This window comes from Mesorhizobium sp. M0293 (assembly GCF_040321735.1).
Taxonomy (GTDB): Bacteria; Pseudomonadota; Alphaproteobacteria; order Rhizobiales; family Rhizobiaceae; genus Mesorhizobium.
In genome coordinates, this window is sequence record NZ_JAMYSA010000030.1 from 22,950 (window position 1) to 39,601 (window position 16,652).

The window sequence follows — 16,652 nt, forward strand, 5'->3', positions numbered from 1 at the left end:
GGTTCGGCATCAGGCATCACGCCCAGATGCCGACATCGGCGACGCGGCAATGCTCGACCAGGAGGTCCCTATAGAGCGCATAGTCTTCGGGCGTGAAAAACACCTTGGCGCGCCCGTTGCCCCTCTGGGTTACGTGATGGGGCAGACCGGGAACGACAATACGGGCGAGGCGAGCCATGCGGTCAGTCTACGCAAAGTCAGGCCGTGTGAACATAAAAAGTGCACTGTCACCGTAATTCCACACGTGACGATGTCGGCGGACAGGATAAAAGTGCACTGTCACCGTAATTCCCGCGTAATTCCCGGTGAATATGAAAAAAGTGCACTGTCACCGTAATTCCGTAATTCATGAAAAAGTTCACGGAAAAGTTCACGGTCACAGTAACTAAATCGTATAATTCTTATTCTGGAAAATACTCAATATCAAGGGAGGCTCCGATCTTTGCTAGGAAGGATAGCGTCTCTTCAGAAAAAAACATAGGAACATGATCATCGTCGGGAGCAATCGCGACCTTGACAGAGATTTGGTTTGTAGAATCTTGATGGCGTAACCGAGCTAGGTTCTCTATTTTGTCACCAAGTCGCACAGCTAGTTCGCGAATAGCAACGTCAAAATCCACGTACTCTTCGAACCTGCAGCTTATGTTCCATCCGTGATTTTTAGGCAATTGCCGAGGTGGTGTCCTTTGGCTGCCCTTCACCACTTCCCTGTCAGGCTTCATCTCCAAGAAATCTGACATCTGGGTCGGAGACAACGTTTTTGATGTAACAGATAGGAACGATGTAATTCTTGTCATTGCTTTTTCCCAATATATTGAGGCTCCCCACTGCCTTTTCGAGGTAGGCTGTACATATTTTCTTTATTTCCATAAATCTGATCTTTAGAATTTAACTGCAATTCTTGCTGTTTCCAAGACTCAACGTCGTCATATCCGTCTTTTGCGGCCTGCTCTTTTAGCTCTTTTTTGCTTAATTCCTTCAAGTCCCCCAGATTAATACTTGCTGGTGGCGTGTCTTCGTTCTGGTCGGCAGATGGTTTGCTACTATCGTTGTCGGCTTCATCACTGTTAAGCCCAAGCCATCCCGAAATCATATTCATTACACCCTGAACGTCTTTCTCGTACGCTTTCCGCGCAGGAGTGCCTGGTATCGCCTGCGGTGCCCCCAGCGCGAATAATCCGAGGGGATTTGGCGCGCGGAGGGCTGTATTTTGGGCCGTTTTAACGCAGCCTCCGCATGTTTTATCACCGACGCTACCTAATCCCTTGGCGGCCTGCTGTGCGGCGTTTGACATACTGCCGTTTGCTGCCTTGGCGCTGTTCGCCCGCCCAGCGGCGCTGTCATCGGATGACCGTAGGGAATGGCCGTTGTTGTCCGCGTTATTGACCGGGTCGTTCTGCGCATACGCATACCGGTTGGTTCCGACCCCCGGCAATGTCGGATCCCAGTCATCCGGCGAAATAAACCGCCCCAGCACCGGGTCCATATATCTCGCATTGAGATACAGCAGTCCGGTCTCGGGATCGAAGCGTTCGCCGATGTAGCCTTTTTGCGTCTGGAAGCCGGTGTTGAGGCTCTCGCCATAGGTGGCGTAGCTGTTGCCTTCGACCGTGTTGCCCGACATGTCGGTGACCATGCGCACCGAGGCGAGATGTTCGCGGTGCAGGAAGTATTTGGTCGTGCCGCCGACCTTGATGTCGGGATGCGGATAGCGGGTGTAGATCTCCGCGCCCGGTGTCGCCGGGTCGATCTCGACATTGGCGTCGGGATAGAGCGTCGTGGCGAAGCTCGATGACTTTTTCGCGCGCGCTCCGTCGGGTCCATAGGCGAGATTGACGGTGTTGGAGGCGCGCGTGACCGTCTTCAGCCGGTTGGCTTCGTCCCAGATCAGCGTGCGAGTGCCGTCCGATGTCAAATTGCCATTGGCGTCATAGGCCATCGCATTGGCGCCGACCGAGATCGGCGCATGCGGGCGTGGTGCGCTCGCCGAGGGATAGACATAGGTGCCGGCGACACGCGTGCGGGACAGCATGTTGTCGTTGGCGGCGTAGACGAAGGTTTCGTCGAGCGTGTTGTCGCCGAGATTGTCGGCCGTGGTCAGCCGGTCGGCATTGTCATAGACGTAGTGCCAGCTGTTCGGGCCTGTGCCCGAGATTCCAGCGATGTCAGTAATTCGGCCGAGGCTGTCACGGGTAAATTGGCGATCCATTACTGTCCCGGCGCCGAGCGTGGTGGTTATCCGCGTCAGCCAGCGGCGCGTCGGCGAGTAGGTGAAGGACGTCTTCACGCCATTGGCGTAGGTGATCTCCTTGGTTTGGCCGTCAGCCTCGTAGAGCGTCGAGGTGATGAAGCCGGGCGCCGAATAGAGCCTGTTGCCGGCGGTGTATTGCAAGGGGGCAGCTGTGGTGCCGAATTCCAGCGGTCCCGGGTAATACACTTTCTTCACGGTCTGGCCGGAGCGATCGTGGACGTCGTAGGTGACGTGCATCACGTTCGGGCTGGCAAAGGTCGTGACCTGAAGGCCGAGCTTGCCCAAGCTGTCATATTTGTAGCTTTGCGTCGCGATCGGGTTCTGCGAGGTGGTAAGCTGGCCGATGTTTGCATAGGGGGCCTCCGCCTGATCGTAGGTGTTCTGGGTCAGCGTCACCGGGCTGCCGCCCGGTGCCGTTGCCGTCTTCAGCGTCAGCCGGTCCATCTGGTCATAGGCGAGCGTGGTGACCGTGCCCCTGGCATCGGTCTGGCTGATCAGCCGGTTGGCGGCGTCATAGACATAGGTCCAGGTGCCCAGATCGGGATCGGAGGCCGACAGCCGGTTGCCGACCATGTCGTAAGTGTAGGTCCAGGTCGAACCGCCGGGATCGCTGACGCCGATCAAGCGGCCGAGCAGGTCGTAGGTGCGTGTCTCCAGCAGATTGAGGCCACCGAAGTCGCGGACAATGGCGGCGATATTGCCATGTGTCGTCAATCCTGTCCTAGTCGGATGGCCAAGCTCGTCCGTCATCGTCACCGCATTCAGGCGCGGGTTGATGCCAGCTCCCGTGGCTAGCTCGTTCAAGTAAGTGCGCTGGCTGACATCCGGATTGACCGTCTTCACCAGCCGGTCGGCCCAGTCATAGAAGTTGGTGGTCCATTGCGTGGCATCGTCGACAAAGCGCGGGAAGGCGGCGCGCAGCACATTGCCGCGCGGATCGTAGTCGGTGTCGGTAATGCGTCTTGCGCCAGCCGCCGTCTCGCCGGGCGTCATTACCCGGAAGACCCGGCCAAGGCCGTCATACCAGGAGATGGTAAAATCCTCGCCCGCGCCATTGGGCAGCGGCGTGTATTTGATCAGCGCCTGCGCCCCAGGATTGCCCTCGCTGACAAACTGGTTCCTGACATAGGCACCGAGCACATTCTGCGAGACCTGGTAGGGTCGGCAGAACGCATCATAGGTGAAGGTCTTGATGATGCCGTTGGGATCGGTCTTCGTCGCCGGCAGGCCGCACACGGGATTGTAGGTGGCGGTCGAGACAAACCGGGTGTCGGCGGTCTGGCCGCCGGTGGCGAAATAGCGCGGTGCCCGCTCGGTTACGGGATAGAGGTGATAGGTCGCGTCATAATCCCATTCGGTCTTGTGGCCGAGACCGTTGCTGGCCGAGATCCTGTTGCCATAGGCGTCATAGGCAAAATACTGACTCACCACCTTTTTCGGCGACGCATTGATGTCGGTGGTGTCGCGGACCCAGGTCAGGTTACCCTTGACCGGCACCGCCCAGACGTCTGTGTTGCCGTCATAGTAATTGTGCTTGTAGCTGACATAGGGGTCTGTGGCGTTGAGTCCGGCATGCGTGCGCTCGGCGATCAGGGCCGAGACGATGTGGGCGGCCGTGTTGGGCGAGAAGAAGCGTTCCGTCCAGGTCTCGTCGCCGCTGACATCGGTGCGGCCATAGTCCTTGATGCTGGTGACGTTGTTGTAGGCATCGAAGCCACGCTCGACCCTCAGGCTGCGGGCGATGTTCTCGGTAAGGGTCGTGTCGGTCGCCGTGTTCTGCACGGTGTAGGGTTTGGTCGCCGTATTGACCGCATAGGTCTCCGCCACCTGCTTGTGGACGACGCCTGCGCCATCCTTCCACACCGTCAGCGACGGCAGGCCGTAGCTTGCCAGATCCTGCCGATAGGTCGTCTCGATCTTCGACGGGGCGGTCTCGCCATTGGCCAGCGGTTTTGTCTCGACGATCGAGGCGAAGCCCAGGAACTTGCGCGCCGCCGGATCGTACTTGCCGCCGGCATAGGTGTAGGTGCTCACCGCCGTCTGTCCGCGGCCGTCGCCGACCGAGAGCTTCGACACCGCATGCACCACCTGCGGCAGGTAGTTGTTCGTCCAGGTTGAGGACGGCGCATACTCCAAGGCAACCGCGCCGCCCAGTTCCGTGGTGATCTGCTTCAACAGGTTCGGATTGCCCGTCCCGGCGTTCGAGATGAACATGCTGGTGTAGTTGGTGAAGTCAGGCAGGCCATCGCCGTTGAAGTCGCCGATCACAGTGCCGGCAATCATACCCGCCGGCAGTGTAAACTGCACCGGTGTCATCGCCGTCGACGATGGCCGCAGCGAAAATACCCGGATCGTGTTGGTTCTGTAGGGCTGACTGCTCGTGTTGCTGCCACCAATGGTGATGACATCCATCCGTCCATCATTGTCGAAGTCGCGAAGGACTGCTGTTAAGCCCTCTATCGAGGAGACCGAATAGCTTTTGAAGCCGACCCCGGTTGACAACCATAGCCCGACGCTGTCGTCATTGCCGTTATAGCGCAAGACGTCGGTTGCCCCATCGCCATTGAGGTCGGCAAGAATGCACGTGCCCGGATTGGAGTACTGCGTCGTAGAGCAGTTTATTGAGAACGACGTGCCGCCCGTCTGCCAGTTGCCGTTGGAAAACACGCCCTTCTTCACGGAAGTGCCAGTTGAAAACAATGGTTGTTGCTTGCCATTGCCGAGAAAGTCCCCAACGCCCATGATCGTATCGGAGGTAGAGCCGCCTCTCAAATTCAGCGTGTCAACTCCATCGCCGTTGTGATCCGCAACGAGATACGGAGTCGCAACGACAGAGTTCTGAAAATTAGCGACCGAAGGCGAGACGGTATCGCCCGGAGCTACGCTGCTCTGATGCAAGACAGGAAGACCAGAGCATATCGCTTCATAACCAGCCGGTGGGGTCGCCCCACAACCAACTTTGGTTAGAGCAAGCTGCGGATCAGTAAAAATGAGATAGCTAGAAACAGAGCGTGTGTAGGTTACTCTCCCGGTGGCCCCGCTTGTGTATGCTGATGAGTGTATGAAATACCCGGCAAAATCAGATGTATTCTTTAGGATGTTGAAACGACCAGGTTCATGAAATATGTTATCTGCAATCGGCATATTATTTGCATCGTAAGGTTTGTAATCAATCGACGTGCCAACACTAACTGTTTTTTTGTCGATTGGTGTGCCGCTCTGACCAAACTTGATAACTCGTTCATACCTGTTCCTTGTTGTCGTTGTATGTGTCGTGTGGTCTCCGCCGGTCGTCGTCCAAGTCGCTTCAGAATATTCTCCAAACAGTTCATCGCGGCCGTCAAAGTCGAGATCGCCAACTTCTCGCGGGTTGACGTATTTCTGGGCACCGTCGGGAGCGGAACTGGACGCAATTTGCTCGTAGATCGGCGTGTTAACCGTCCCATACACCCCGTCGGTATTCTGATACGTCATCTGCCCAAGCGACTTCGCCGTCCCGCCCGTGATAGTACCGTCAGCGGCAACGGTCGCATCGGTGCCGTAGCGTGTCACGGCGGTCAGCCGCGAGGTGTTGGAAAACGGCGCCTGGTCATAGGTGAGCTTGTAAGCGCTGCGCAGCGCCCCGCTGACCGTCACACCGATCGTCTTGATACGCTGGCTGGTCACAGAGATATCGCGGCCATTGCCCATCAGGATCAGATCCGGCCGGGTCTCCAGATAGAATTTTACCACAGTGCCGTTGTAGCTGACGCTGGCGGGGTAACAGACCGGGCTGGCCGGGCAGGTATAGCCGTAGGTGACCGTGTTGCCGTTGGTGTCGGCGACCGAGGTCAGCAACCAGCGATAGCTCACGGCAAGGTCATAGGCCGGCGTGCCGGCGGTTGGCGTCAGGCCCGAAACCGCCGCCACCGAGCGGAAGGTCGAGACGGTGCCGTCGCGATCGGTCACCTTCCACTCATTGGTGGTGCTGTTGAGCGCAATGCGGCGATAGGATTCATTCTCCGTCGCATGGGTGCCGCCGGTCGAGCAGGAGGGTGAGACCATGCCGGCGACGCAGGCGACCATCGCCTGACCGTCGAGCAGGTAGATGTCATTGGCATCGTAGGCCGGCATGCCATAGCCTGGCGTGGCCCGCTCGATGACATCGAAGCCATCGAGCCCCCAGGCGTAGCCCAGCCAGCCCTGATAGAGGCCGCCAAGCTTGGTCTTGCGCGAGGAATTGTAGGTAAGTGCGATCTGCGGCTCGATGCCATGGAACGCAGGAACATCGATACCGATGGCATAGCCAAGATTGCCGTTGCCGGACGTCTTCGGCAGATCCACCTTCGGCGTGCCGACCGCTTCGGGGTCGCCGCTGTCTGTCGTAGTTGTCGCAGCGGCCGCAGTCGCTGCCTCCTCAGCCGCAGCTTCGGTATCGCTCGTCTTTGCCACCGGGCCGGATTTGGCCTTGCTGTCCTTGCTATCGGTTGCCTTGCTATCGGCTGCCTTGGCATCGGCCGGTTTGGCACCAACCTTGGCCGCAGCGTCCGGGCTGCCGGTCGCCCCACCTGGCGCTGCATCCGAACCCGCTGCAGGCGCCGCAGTGCCTGACACAGATGTGCCACCTGCCGGCTTCCCACTTCCCAGCGCCGCTCCACCATTGCCGTAGCCGGCAGGCGCGCCAGGTTGAGGCGAAGTGCTTTGCGCTTCTTGCGCAAGAACATCCATTCCCGCGCTTCCGCTAATATAATAGATGAAAGACGTATCCGCGCCGAACACGCCAGCGACAAGAAAAGCCGCGCCAAGAAGCAACCGGTTCATGAAATCCCCCGACCCAGTTGCTTACAGATACTCCTCCTTCACTTGGCCGATACGACACCACCTCGTCACATCAGGATTATCCACAGACTTATTTGCGGGAGGGCGCGCTCCTTTCAAAACGATCGGAATAATGCGTGAGAAGGGGTCTTTAGTTTTTATGCATGTCGTTGTCCCAAAACCGCTGCGCGCTTTTGGCCGACATGCATTAGGCCAACAAATGCGCCAGCAACGCTCTGAGTTGCGCAGGCTTCAGCGGCTTGCGCATCAGTTCGATGCCGCCGGCGCGGGCGGCCTTGGCGACCGCCTCGGAACTGTCGGCGGTGACGATCAGCGCCGGCACGGCGCGGCCGAGATAGTCGCGGACCTCGGCGATGGTGGCGGTGCCGAGATCGCCGCCGTCGAGGTGCTGGTCGGCAATGACGATGTCGGGGACCCAGTCGGTGTCACCAAGCATGTCGAGCGCATCGTCGGTCGAGGTCGCTGCCCGCACCAGGCATTGCCAGCGTTGGAGCAGGAAGGTCATGGCCTGCAGCACCTCGACATCGTTCTCGACCAGCAGCACCTTGGTGCCGAACAGGCCGTAGCCGCGCGGCCGTTCCATATCGGCGATGCTGGCGATGGCGTCGGCCGGGGCGCCGATACCGACGGGAACATCGATGTGGAAGATCGTGCCGCGGCCGACCTTCGACGAAAATGTCACGGGATGGCCGAGCGCGCTGGCCATGCGGCGCACGATGGCGAGCCCGAGCCCGAGACCGCCGCCGTCCAGTTCGGCATTGGCCGAGGAGGTGCCGCGGTGGAATTCCTCGAACACCGCCTCGCGCTGGTCGTCGGGAATGCCGCAACCGGTGTCGGCGACGTCGATGCGGATGGTGTCGCCGCGATGCCTGGTGCCGACAAGTACGCCGCCCGAGCGGGTGTAGCCCAGCGCGTTGGAGAGAATGTTCTGCAAGATGCGGCGCAGCAGCGTGCGGTCTGAGCGGACCACGGCATTGACCGGCCGGAATTTCAGCGACAGGCCCTTCAGTTCCGCCACCGGCTGGAAATCCGAGCGCAGCGACGAGAACAGCGCCTCGAGGCTGACGTCGCTTGTGTCGGGCTGCACCACGCCGGCATCGAGCTTGGAGATGTCGAGCAGCGTGCGCAGCAGATCCTCCATCGTCTCCAGCGAGCGCTCGACCTGCCGTACCAGCTTCTTGCCCTCGTCGCTGGTCTGCACTTCGGCGAGCGCCGAAACGGAGAGGTGGGCCGCGTTCAGCGGCTGCAGCACGTCGTGGCTGGCGGCGGCGAGGAAGCGGGTCTTCGACAGGTTCGCCAGTTCGGCGTTTTCCTTGGCGGCGCTGAGGTCGATGTTCGACTGCTCCAGCCGCCGCAGCGTCGAATGCAGCTCCTCCGTGCGCGTGCGCACCCGGTTTTCCAGGGAAATCGCGGTCTGGAACAGCGAGAAGGCGTTGCCTTGTTGGTCCATCGACCGTTCGACGCGGCTGACCAGTGCCGCGTTGATCTTCTTCAGCTTTTCGAGATCGTTTATGTCTCTCAGCGGCATCTTGTTTCGCCGCCTTATTCTGCCGCCTGGCGGTCGCCAAAGGCGATGCCGGTAAAAGTCTGGTTCAAATGCATCGACCGGTACTGTTCGCCATAGGTGCCGAAGCCGATGACATTGTTGACCCGGTAGAGCTCCGAGATATCGCGGAACACTTGCCGGTTGCGCGCGTCCAGGCGGCGCAGCACGCAGTCGAAGCCGAGGATCATGTCGATGCTGCCAAGCCTCTCCTCGACATCGCGCAGTGCGGCGCGCGTCGCTTCGATCATGTCCTTGGGCTGGGCGATCGACAGCACGACGCCGTCGTCTATGGCGCAGAAGAACGACAGCGAGCCGTCGGCATGCATCTTCTGGATCGACCGGCAGTAATATTCACCGCCGACCTTCACCACCACCGGATGCGAGGCAAAGCTCAGCGGCGTCAGCATCTGCGGGACGATGCCGACGGAGGCGGCATATTCCTCTGCCGCATTGGTGGCGTTGAACTCGCGCACGATGCGGTGATCGGGATCGGACGCCGTCACCACCAGCTTTTCGTCGGTGGGAACGAAGTTGTCGGTCTTGAAGACATGGAAGGGAATTTCGGTTGATATCAGCACGATGATGGCGCTGTCGGAGGTGACCCGGCCGTTGGAGATCAGGCGCGTCGTCTCGAACTTCAGATCGTCGCCGGCCGAGCCGCCAAGCAGCGGTATGTCGTCGAGGCCCCAATGGATGGCCGAACTCACAGCTTCCTCGGCATAGGAGAGCCCGTCGATGAAGCAGAGCGCGAATGTGCCTTTTGTCCGGTCGCAACCCAGGCGCGCGCGCAGCGACCGCCGCAAGCCCTCGACCTCACTGGTGATCCTGTCCATGCCAGACGACGACAGATTGTCGACCATCACACTGACGGCGGTGAACACGGCGGACGGAAGCAGCATGGCGAGCACATGACCGTCCTCGAGACCTTGCGGCGTGATCTCGCCGGCAGTCGAGCAGCCGGCGTGGTGGAGCGCCGGCGCGTGGGTCATGAGCGCCCGGGAAAGGGCGCTGGCCTCGACCAGGCTCTGGGAAAAGAACAGCAGGACAAAGCCGGCGTCGATAGCGGCTGCCTCCAGCGCGATCGCCCTGGCAAACGCCTCCATGTCGGGCTCGTCCGTGGTGAGCGCCGACAGGCCGCATGCATAGCGCGTCCGTGAACTGGCCAGCGATGTTCTCCGCATTTCCTCCGACGCATTTTTGTGCGCGCTGTTTTTACATGCTTCTGGCGCGCGGGCGTCGACCAACATTGTTGCCCCCAATCCCTGTTTTGGCAATGGGGCGACCGGGACTGCACGTCTGGGCGCCATGACCGAAAGTACAATGTGCCGCGTTTGCGACGTGCTGTTTTTTGTCCGGTGTGCGGTGTACGAATAACGCATGGCTGACGCGCCAACACCGCGTCGGCAGCGTGATGACCAAGGTTAATACCCAGGGAGGGACCATGTCGGACGTTTCGTTGATGGTGAACGGAAAACGGGTCAGCGGTGCTGCCGAGGACCGAACGCTTCTGGTTCACTTCCTGCGGGAAAATCTTGGCCTTACCGGCACGCATGTCGGTTGCGACACCTCGCAATGCGGCGCCTGCGTCGTCCATGTCGACGGCAAGGCGGTCAAATCCTGCTCGATGCTCGCGGTGCAGGCCTCCGGGTCGACCGTGGTGACGATCGAGGGCCTGGCCAATGGCGCCGACCTGCATCCGGTGCAGGCCGCCTTCAAGGAACATCACGGGCTGCAGTGCGGTTTCTGCACGCCGGGCATGATCATGACGGCGACCGACATGATCAGTCGCCATCCCGAGGGCCTCGACGAGGCGACGGTGCGCGCCGAGCTCGAAGGCAACATCTGCCGCTGTACCGGCTACCACAACATCGTCAAGGCGATCCTCGCCGCATCGAAGACGATGTCGAAGGCGTCGAAGGGCAGAGCGAGACAGGCTGCGTGAGATCAAGTGAGTAGCGAATAGTCAGTATCCCACTGACTGAACGCGGCTCTCCATCTTCGCTACTCACTATTCGCTATTTCAGCATTTCGGGAGGAATTTCTGATGGGCATTGAAGGTGTTGGCGCTCGGGTCGCGCGCAAGGAAGACAAACGATTCATCACCGGCGCCGGTCGTTATGTCGACGACATGGTGGTTCCCGGCATGAAGCACGCGGCCTTCGTGCGCAGCCCGCACGCGCATGCGCAGATCAAGAACATCGACGTCAAGAAGGCCCAAGCCATGCCCGGCGTCATCGGCGTGCTGACCGGCAAGGAACTCAAGGCCGACGGCATCGGCAACCTCATCTGCGGCTGGATGATCCATTCCAAGGATGGCTCGCCGATGAAGATGGGGGCGTGGTCGCCACTCGCTTTCGACCGGGTCCGTTACGTCGGCGATGCCGTCGTCATTGTCGTCGCCGAGACCAAGGGGCAGGCACGTGATGCCGCCGAGGCTGTCGAGATCACCTACAAGGAGCTGAATGCCGTCGTCGATGCCTCCAAGGCGATGGACAAGGGTGCGCCGCAGATCCACCCCGAGGCCGACAACAATCTGATCTTCGACTGGGACATCGGCAATGCCGACGATACGGCAGCGGCCTTCAAGAAGGCAGCCCATGTCGTCAAGATGGACATCATCAACAACCGGCTGGTGCCCAACGCCATGGAGCCGCGGGCGGCGCTTGGCCATTACGACAAGGCGGAGGACCACTACACCTGCTGGACGACCTCGCAGAACCCGCATGTGGCGCGGCTGGTGATGAGTGCCTTCTACAACGTCGCGCCGGAAAACAAGCTGCGCGTGATTGCGCCCGATGTCGGCGGCGGCTTCGGCTCGAAAATCTACATCTATCCCGAAGAGATCGTCTGCCTGTGGGCCTCGAAGAAGACCGGCGTTCCGGTCAAATGGGTGGCCGACCGGACCGAGAGTTTTCTGACCGACGCACATGGCCGCGACCATCACACCCATGCCGAAATGGCCTTCGACAAGGATCACAAGATTCTCGGCCTCAAGGTCGAAACCAAGGCCAATCTCGGCGCTTATATGTCACTGTTTTCGTCGGCGACGCCGACTTACCTCTACGCGACGCTGCTGTCGGGCCAGTACAATATCCCGGCGATCCACGCCAATGTGAAGGCGATCTACACCAACACCGCGCCCGTCGATGCCTATCGCGGGGCAGGGCGGCCGGAAGCGACGTTCGTCATGGAACGCATGATGGAGACCGCCGCGCGCCAGTTCGGCGTCTCGCCGGCCGAGTTGCGCCGCAAGAACTTTGTCACCTCGTTCCCGCACCAGACGCCGGTCATCATGTGCTATGACGCTGGCGACTACGCGGCTTCGCTCGACGCGGCGATGAAGGCGTCGGACTATGCCGGCTTTGCCAAGCGCAAGGCAGCGGCTGCCAAGAAGGGCCTGCTGCGCGGCATCGGCATGAGCTGCTACATCGAGGCCTGCGGCATCGCGCCGTCAGCCGCCGTCGGTTCGCTCGGCGCCGGTGTCGGCCTTTGGGAAAGTGCCGAGGTGCGCGTCAATGCCGTCGGCACGATCGAGGTGCTGACCGGCTCGCATAGCCACGGCCAGGGCCATGAGACGACCTTCGCGCAACTGGTCAACGAGCGCTTCGGCGTGCCGCTCGATTCCGTCTCGATCGTCCATGGCGACACCGACAAGGTGCAGATGGGCATGGGCACCTATGGCTCGCGCTCGGGCGCGGTCGGCATGTCGGCCGTCGTCAAGGCGCTCGACAAGGTCGAGGCCAAGGCCAAGAAGATCGCGGCACACCTGCTTGAGGCCGACGAGGGCGACATCATCATCGAGAACGGCGCGCTGAAGGTCGCCGGCACCGACAAGAACGTTCCGTGGTTCCAGATGGCGCTCGCCGCCTACACCGCCCACAACCTGCCGGGCGGCATGGAGCCAGGGCTGAAGGAGACGGCGTTCTATGATCCGTCGAATTTCACCTTCCCGGCCGGCTGCTACATCTGCGAGGTCGAGGTCGACCCGGAAACCGGCGTGACCGAGATCGTCCAGTTCGTCGCCGCCGACGATTTCGGCAACATCATCAACCCGATGATCGTCGAGGGCCAGGTGCATGGCGGACTGGCGCAAGGCATCGGCCAGGCACTGCTCGAAGGCGCCCACTATGACAACAGCGGCCAGCTTTTGACCGCGAGCTACATGGACTACACCATGCCGCGCGCCGGTGACCTGCCGTCGTTCAAGGTCTCGACCTCGAATACGCCGTGCCCGGGCAATCCGCTCGGCGTCAAGGGCTGCGGCGAGGCTGGTGCCATCGGCTCGCCGCCGGCGGTGATCAACGCCATCACCGACGCCATCGGCAGCAACGATCTCGCCATGCCGGCATCGCCGTCCACCGTGTGGGCAGCTATCCGCGCGACGAAACATTGAAAGCGAATAGCGAATAGGGAGTAGCGAATAGGGCAGAGAAGGCGGTGCGACGGGACAGATCCTATTCGCTATTCGCTACTCCCTATTCGCTCTTTCACCCAAGGGAGAAAGACAAATGTACTCAGTCAACTATCACCGTGCCGCCTCGGTCACCGATGCCGCCAAGCTGGTCAAGACGGGTGACGCCAAGCTGCTTTCGGGCGGCATGACGCTGATCCCGGCGATGAAGACGCGGCTTGCCGCGCCGTCCGACCTTGTCGACCTCTCGCGGATCAAGGAGCTGCAGGGTGTCAAGGTATCTGGCAAGACGGTCACCATCGGCGCCGCCACCACGCATCACGCCGTTGCCAATGACGAGAAGCTGAAGAAGGCCTGCCCTGCGCTTGCCCATCTGGCATCGCTGATCGGCGATCCGGCGGTGCGCCACAAAGGGACGATCGGCGGCTCGATCGCCAACAACGATCCGGCGGCCGACTATCCGGCGGCACTGCTGGCGTTGGGCGCCACCATCGTCACCAACAAGCGCCAGATCGCGGCGGACAAGTTCTTCAAGGGCCTGTTCGAGACATCGTTGAAAGATGGCGAAATCATCACCGCCATTACCTTCACCGCGCCGGCCAAAGCGGCCTATGAAAAGTTCCGCAATCCGGCATCGCGCTACGCCATCGTTGGCGTGTTCGTGGCCAAGGGCAAGGATGGCGTCAGCGTTGCCGTCACCGGCGCCGGCGACGACGGCGTCTTCCGCTCGAAGGAGATCGAGGCCGCACTCCCCAAGAATTTCGCGGCCGCGGCACTCGATGGCGTGAAGGTGCCGGCGAAGGATCTGATGACCGACATCCACGCTTCCGCCGACTATCGCGCCAATCTGATCGCGGTGATGGCCAAGCGCGCGGTTGCTGCCGCCAACGCCTAACACCAGCACTCGGGCGCAACGAAAGGGGCCACTGCGGCCCCTTTTTCGTATGTGGCGACCTGTTGCTTCCAGTCCTTGATGGAATCGCGGGCGCGCGCCAATCCTCCTTGCAGCAATTCCCACCGGTACTTCGCCTGGCACTGATCCAGCAGCAATCTCGCACTTGCACAAATTTATCTTGCACTGCAATATGGACTGGGGCGGGAATGCGAGCCGGGTTCGGATTGTACCGCCGTGCCCTTTCGCATGCCCAATGCGAAAGGATCGGCATGACCGACATCTCCGCGACGCATGTCATTCCGTCCCGGTCCGTCGCCGACAGACGGATCAGAACAAGACTGGCCTATCTCGACGGCTGGCGCGGCCTGTCGATCGCCCTGGTACTGATCGGCCATTTCTTTCCCGTCCCCGGAATCAATCTAGGCGTTCTGGGCGTTGAATTCTTCTTCGTGCTCAGCGGCCGGCTGATGGGCGAGATCCTGTTCATCGAACGCTATCCGCTGAAGAAATTCTTCAAGCGCCGGTTCTCCCGCATCTATCCGGCGCTTCTGATTTTCGTGATCGTCGCGATGATTGCGCTCTCCAGCACCTTCGTCGCCTTCAAATGGAAGGCGGCGCTGACGGCGCTGACATTCACCTACAATTATGCCGGCATTCTGGTGACGCGGGCAGGGGCGCTCGACCACATCTGGTCGCTCTGCATCGAGGAGCACGCCTATATCATCCTGGCGCTGATCAGCGTCATCGTCTCAACGCGCTCTCGCGTCGTCGTGCTGCTCCTGGCGCTGGCCTTGCTTGCCATGGCCAACGGCGCGATTTCGTACTGGGTCTTCGGGATGGACTACGAAACCACCTATTGGCGCACCGATGTGCATATCGCGTCGATCCTGCTGTCGGCTTCGATCTGCCTGCTCAAGGCCGATGACAGGCTGCCGGCGTTCTTGAGTGGCAAGCATGTGGCGCTGGCAGCATCGATCTGCGCCGTTCTGCTGTTCCTCGATCCGGTGCCGACGCCGATCCACTATCTCTTCGCCGTCCCGCTGCTGGCTCTGGCCGTCAATGTGCTCGATTTCAGCCCCCGGTATTTTTCCGGATTGCTGTCCTCCTGGCCGATGGCAACGCTGGGGCTGTGGTCGTATTCGCTCTATCTGTGGCAACAGCCGTTCTACAAATTCGTCTATGAACAAGGCAGCGCGCCGATCCTGATGCTGGCCGGCGTTTTCGTCTGCGCGCTGTGCAGCTACTACCTCATCGAGCGGCCGGCACGCGAATGGCTCAACCGCAATTGGTGAGGCAATAGAGCCGTTCAGGCGTCTTGCGGCGCGCTCGCCCTCTATGTCTTCAACGACCTGACGTAATAGCGCACTGCTTTCTTGCCGCCATGGATCACGGCGTCGCCGGCTTCGGCAAAGCCGAGGGCGGCGTGAAAGGCATCCGAGGCGGGGTTCGGCGGGTCGATGTTGACTTCGCAGGTGACCAGCGTGTGGCCGGCGCGCTCAACATTGCCGAACAGGTCCTGATAGAGCCGGCGGGCATGGCCGCGGCCACGCGCTTGCGCCGCCACCACCCGATCGACATAGACGAAGCGCTCGTAGCGCTCGCGAAACCACAAGAAATTCGGGCTGTCGTAACGAGCGTTCTGGTCGAAGGTCATGATGAAGGCTTCGAGGTCCCCAATGCGGCGCGCGTAAAATGCTTCGCCGAGCAGGAAGGACAGCCGTTCGGGCTCCAGCCACGACAGTTCGGCGGCATGCTTATTGTTGAGCGCCAGGATCGCCGCTTCGTCTTCGGCCGAGACGCGGCTAATTGGGGCAGGGGTCGCGCTCATGCCTTGGCTGCAGCGATGGTCGCCGCCACCAGCGGTGTGTCGGTCAAGGTGTTGCGATACTCGCGGTCGAGATCGGAGCCGCCCATGCCGACATGGGAGTTGCGGTAGTCCATGGCGCTTGGCACGTCCTTGAGGGCGGCGAAGTGCATTTCGGATAGGCCGGTGTTCCTCCGCACTTCGGCGATGTTGCCAAGATCGAGCCCACCGCAGCCGAGGATGACGATGCGCTCGCCGGCCTGCCGCACAAGATCCGCCAGAAGTGACGCGCCTTCGACTGCCGTGTCGCGCTGGCCGCTGGTCAGCACGCGGCCGACCTTGCTGCGGATCAGCGCTTCCAGCGCCTCGGCCGGGTCGCGCGTCATGTCGAAGGCGCGGTGGCAGGTGACGTTCAAGGCGCCCGCAGCCTGCGTCAGTTGGCTCATGCGCGCCTCGTCAATGGTGCCGTCGGCATTCAGGCAGCCAAACACCACGCCGGGCACGCCGAGTTCGCGCAGTGCCGAGACATCGGCGAGCATCGAGGCGTACTCGGTGTCGCTGTAGAGAAAATCGCCGCCGCGCGGCCGCACCATGACGTGAAACGGCACCGTCGCCTGGTCGAGGGCGGCGCGCACGGTGCCGAGGCTCGGCGTGATGCCTCCTTCAATGAGGCTGGCGCACAGTTCGACCCGGTCGGCGCCGGCAGCCTGTGCTGCCAGAAGGCCGTCAATACCTTCGACACAAATTTCGATCAGCGGCAGGCGAGTTTCTCTGGTCAAGGGGCTATCCAATCCATGATGTCGCTGCCAGCCCTAGCATCAGGCCGGTTGGTGTGAAAGCGCGAACAGCGCGCCGCCATTTGGGCCAGCGGACATTTCCTGCTTGATTCTCATAACCGTTGAGTTATGAGTAAAATCCATAGCCATA

11 protein-coding genes are annotated in these 16,652 nt (G+C 60.8%); 4 read left to right on the forward strand and 7 right to left on the reverse strand.

Annotation, left to right across the window (positions count from 1 at the left end):
* Nucleotides 1–16 precede the first annotated feature (16 nt).
* The 5 genes from NKJ06_RS13785 to NKJ06_RS13805 form a co-directional block, all read right to left on the reverse strand.
* On the reverse strand, nucleotides 17–178 hold the full coding sequence (locus NKJ06_RS13785; protein WP_352627971.1) for a hypothetical protein: 162 nt from the start codon (nucleotides 176–178) through the stop codon (nucleotides 17–19).
* Between the two features lie 223 nt (nucleotides 179–401).
* Complete coding sequence (locus NKJ06_RS13790) at nucleotides 402–797, reverse strand: DUF4279 domain-containing protein (RefSeq protein ID WP_352627972.1); 396 nt, start codon at nucleotides 795–797, stop codon at nucleotides 402–404.
* Entirely contained in the window at nucleotides 794–7,042 is a 6,249-nt protein-coding gene (locus NKJ06_RS13795) for an RHS repeat-associated core domain-containing protein (protein ID WP_352809983.1), read from the reverse strand. Before NKJ06_RS13795 ends, NKJ06_RS13790 begins: the two co-directional genes overlap by 4 nt.
* Before the next feature lie 214 nt (nucleotides 7,043–7,256).
* Nucleotides 7,257–8,597 carry a hybrid sensor histidine kinase/response regulator gene (locus tag NKJ06_RS13800; protein ID WP_352627974.1) on the reverse strand — a complete coding sequence of 447 codons (1,341 nt, stop codon included), beginning with the start codon at nucleotides 8,595–8,597 and terminating at the stop codon, nucleotides 7,257–7,259.
* A gap of 14 nt (nucleotides 8,598–8,611) precedes the next feature.
* Complete coding sequence (locus NKJ06_RS13805) at nucleotides 8,612–9,796, reverse strand: FIST N-terminal domain-containing protein (protein ID WP_352627975.1); 1,185 nt, start codon at nucleotides 9,794–9,796, stop codon at nucleotides 8,612–8,614.
* Nucleotides 9,797–10,056: 260 nt separating this feature from the next.
* On the opposite strand from NKJ06_RS13805, the gene NKJ06_RS13810 reads away from it, so the two are divergent.
* From NKJ06_RS13810 to NKJ06_RS13825, 4 genes are all read left to right on the forward strand, one after another.
* Nucleotides 10,057–10,557 (forward strand): (2Fe-2S)-binding protein, encoded by a 501-nt coding sequence (locus NKJ06_RS13810; RefSeq protein ID WP_352627976.1) that lies wholly within the window; start codon nucleotides 10,057–10,059, stop codon nucleotides 10,555–10,557.
* A gap of 102 nt (nucleotides 10,558–10,659) precedes the next feature.
* Nucleotides 10,660–13,008: a xanthine dehydrogenase family protein molybdopterin-binding subunit gene (locus tag NKJ06_RS13815; protein ID WP_352627977.1), complete on the forward strand. Its 2,349-nt coding sequence runs from the start codon at nucleotides 10,660–10,662 to the stop codon at nucleotides 13,006–13,008.
* A 115-nt stretch (nucleotides 13,009–13,123) separates the two neighbouring features.
* Nucleotides 13,124–13,921: an FAD binding domain-containing protein gene (locus NKJ06_RS13820; RefSeq protein ID WP_352809984.1), complete on the forward strand. Its 798-nt coding sequence runs from the start codon at nucleotides 13,124–13,126 to the stop codon at nucleotides 13,919–13,921.
* A 269-nt stretch (nucleotides 13,922–14,190) separates the two neighbouring features.
* Entirely contained in the window at nucleotides 14,191–15,213 is a 1,023-nt protein-coding gene (locus NKJ06_RS13825; RefSeq protein ID WP_352627979.1) for an acyltransferase family protein, read from the forward strand.
* Nucleotides 15,214–15,254: 41 nt separating this feature from the next.
* Here the strand turns inward: NKJ06_RS13825 and NKJ06_RS13830 are convergent, their stop codons facing one another.
* Nucleotides 15,255–15,749 carry a GNAT family N-acetyltransferase gene (locus tag NKJ06_RS13830; RefSeq protein WP_352627980.1) on the reverse strand — a complete coding sequence of 165 codons (495 nt, stop codon included), beginning with the start codon at nucleotides 15,747–15,749 and terminating at the stop codon, nucleotides 15,255–15,257.
* On the reverse strand, nucleotides 15,746–16,504 hold the full coding sequence (locus NKJ06_RS13835; protein ID WP_352627981.1) for a copper homeostasis protein CutC: 759 nt from the start codon (nucleotides 16,502–16,504) through the stop codon (nucleotides 15,746–15,748). Before NKJ06_RS13835 ends, NKJ06_RS13830 begins: the two co-directional genes overlap by 4 nt.
* Nucleotides 16,505–16,652: the final 148 nt, after the last annotated feature.

Excerpts from the sequence above, each read along its gene's own strand:
- NKJ06_RS13785 (WP_352627971.1), bottom strand. The coding sequence starts at position 178 with ATGGCTCGCCTCGCCCGTATTGTCGTTCCCGGTCTGCCCCATCACGTA.
- NKJ06_RS13790 (WP_352627972.1), bottom strand. The coding sequence starts at position 797 with ATGACAAGAATTACATCGTTCCTATCTGTTACATCAAAAACGTTGTCT.
- NKJ06_RS13800 (WP_352627974.1), bottom strand. The coding sequence starts at position 8,597 with ATGCCGCTGAGAGACATAAACGATCTCGAAAAGCTGAAGAAGATCAAC.
- NKJ06_RS13805 (WP_352627975.1), bottom strand. The coding sequence starts at position 9,796 with ATGCGGAGAACATCGCTGGCCAGTTCACGGACGCGCTATGCATGCGGC.
- NKJ06_RS13810 (WP_352627976.1), top strand. The coding sequence starts at position 10,057 with ATGTCGGACGTTTCGTTGATGGTGAACGGAAAACGGGTCAGCGGTGCT.
- NKJ06_RS13815 (WP_352627977.1), top strand. The coding sequence starts at position 10,660 with ATGGGCATTGAAGGTGTTGGCGCTCGGGTCGCGCGCAAGGAAGACAAA.
- NKJ06_RS13820 (WP_352809984.1), top strand. The coding sequence starts at position 13,124 with ATGTACTCAGTCAACTATCACCGTGCCGCCTCGGTCACCGATGCCGCC.
- NKJ06_RS13825 (WP_352627979.1), top strand. The coding sequence starts at position 14,191 with ATGACCGACATCTCCGCGACGCATGTCATTCCGTCCCGGTCCGTCGCC.
- NKJ06_RS13830 (WP_352627980.1), bottom strand. The coding sequence starts at position 15,749 with ATGAGCGCGACCCCTGCCCCAATTAGCCGCGTCTCGGCCGAAGACGAA.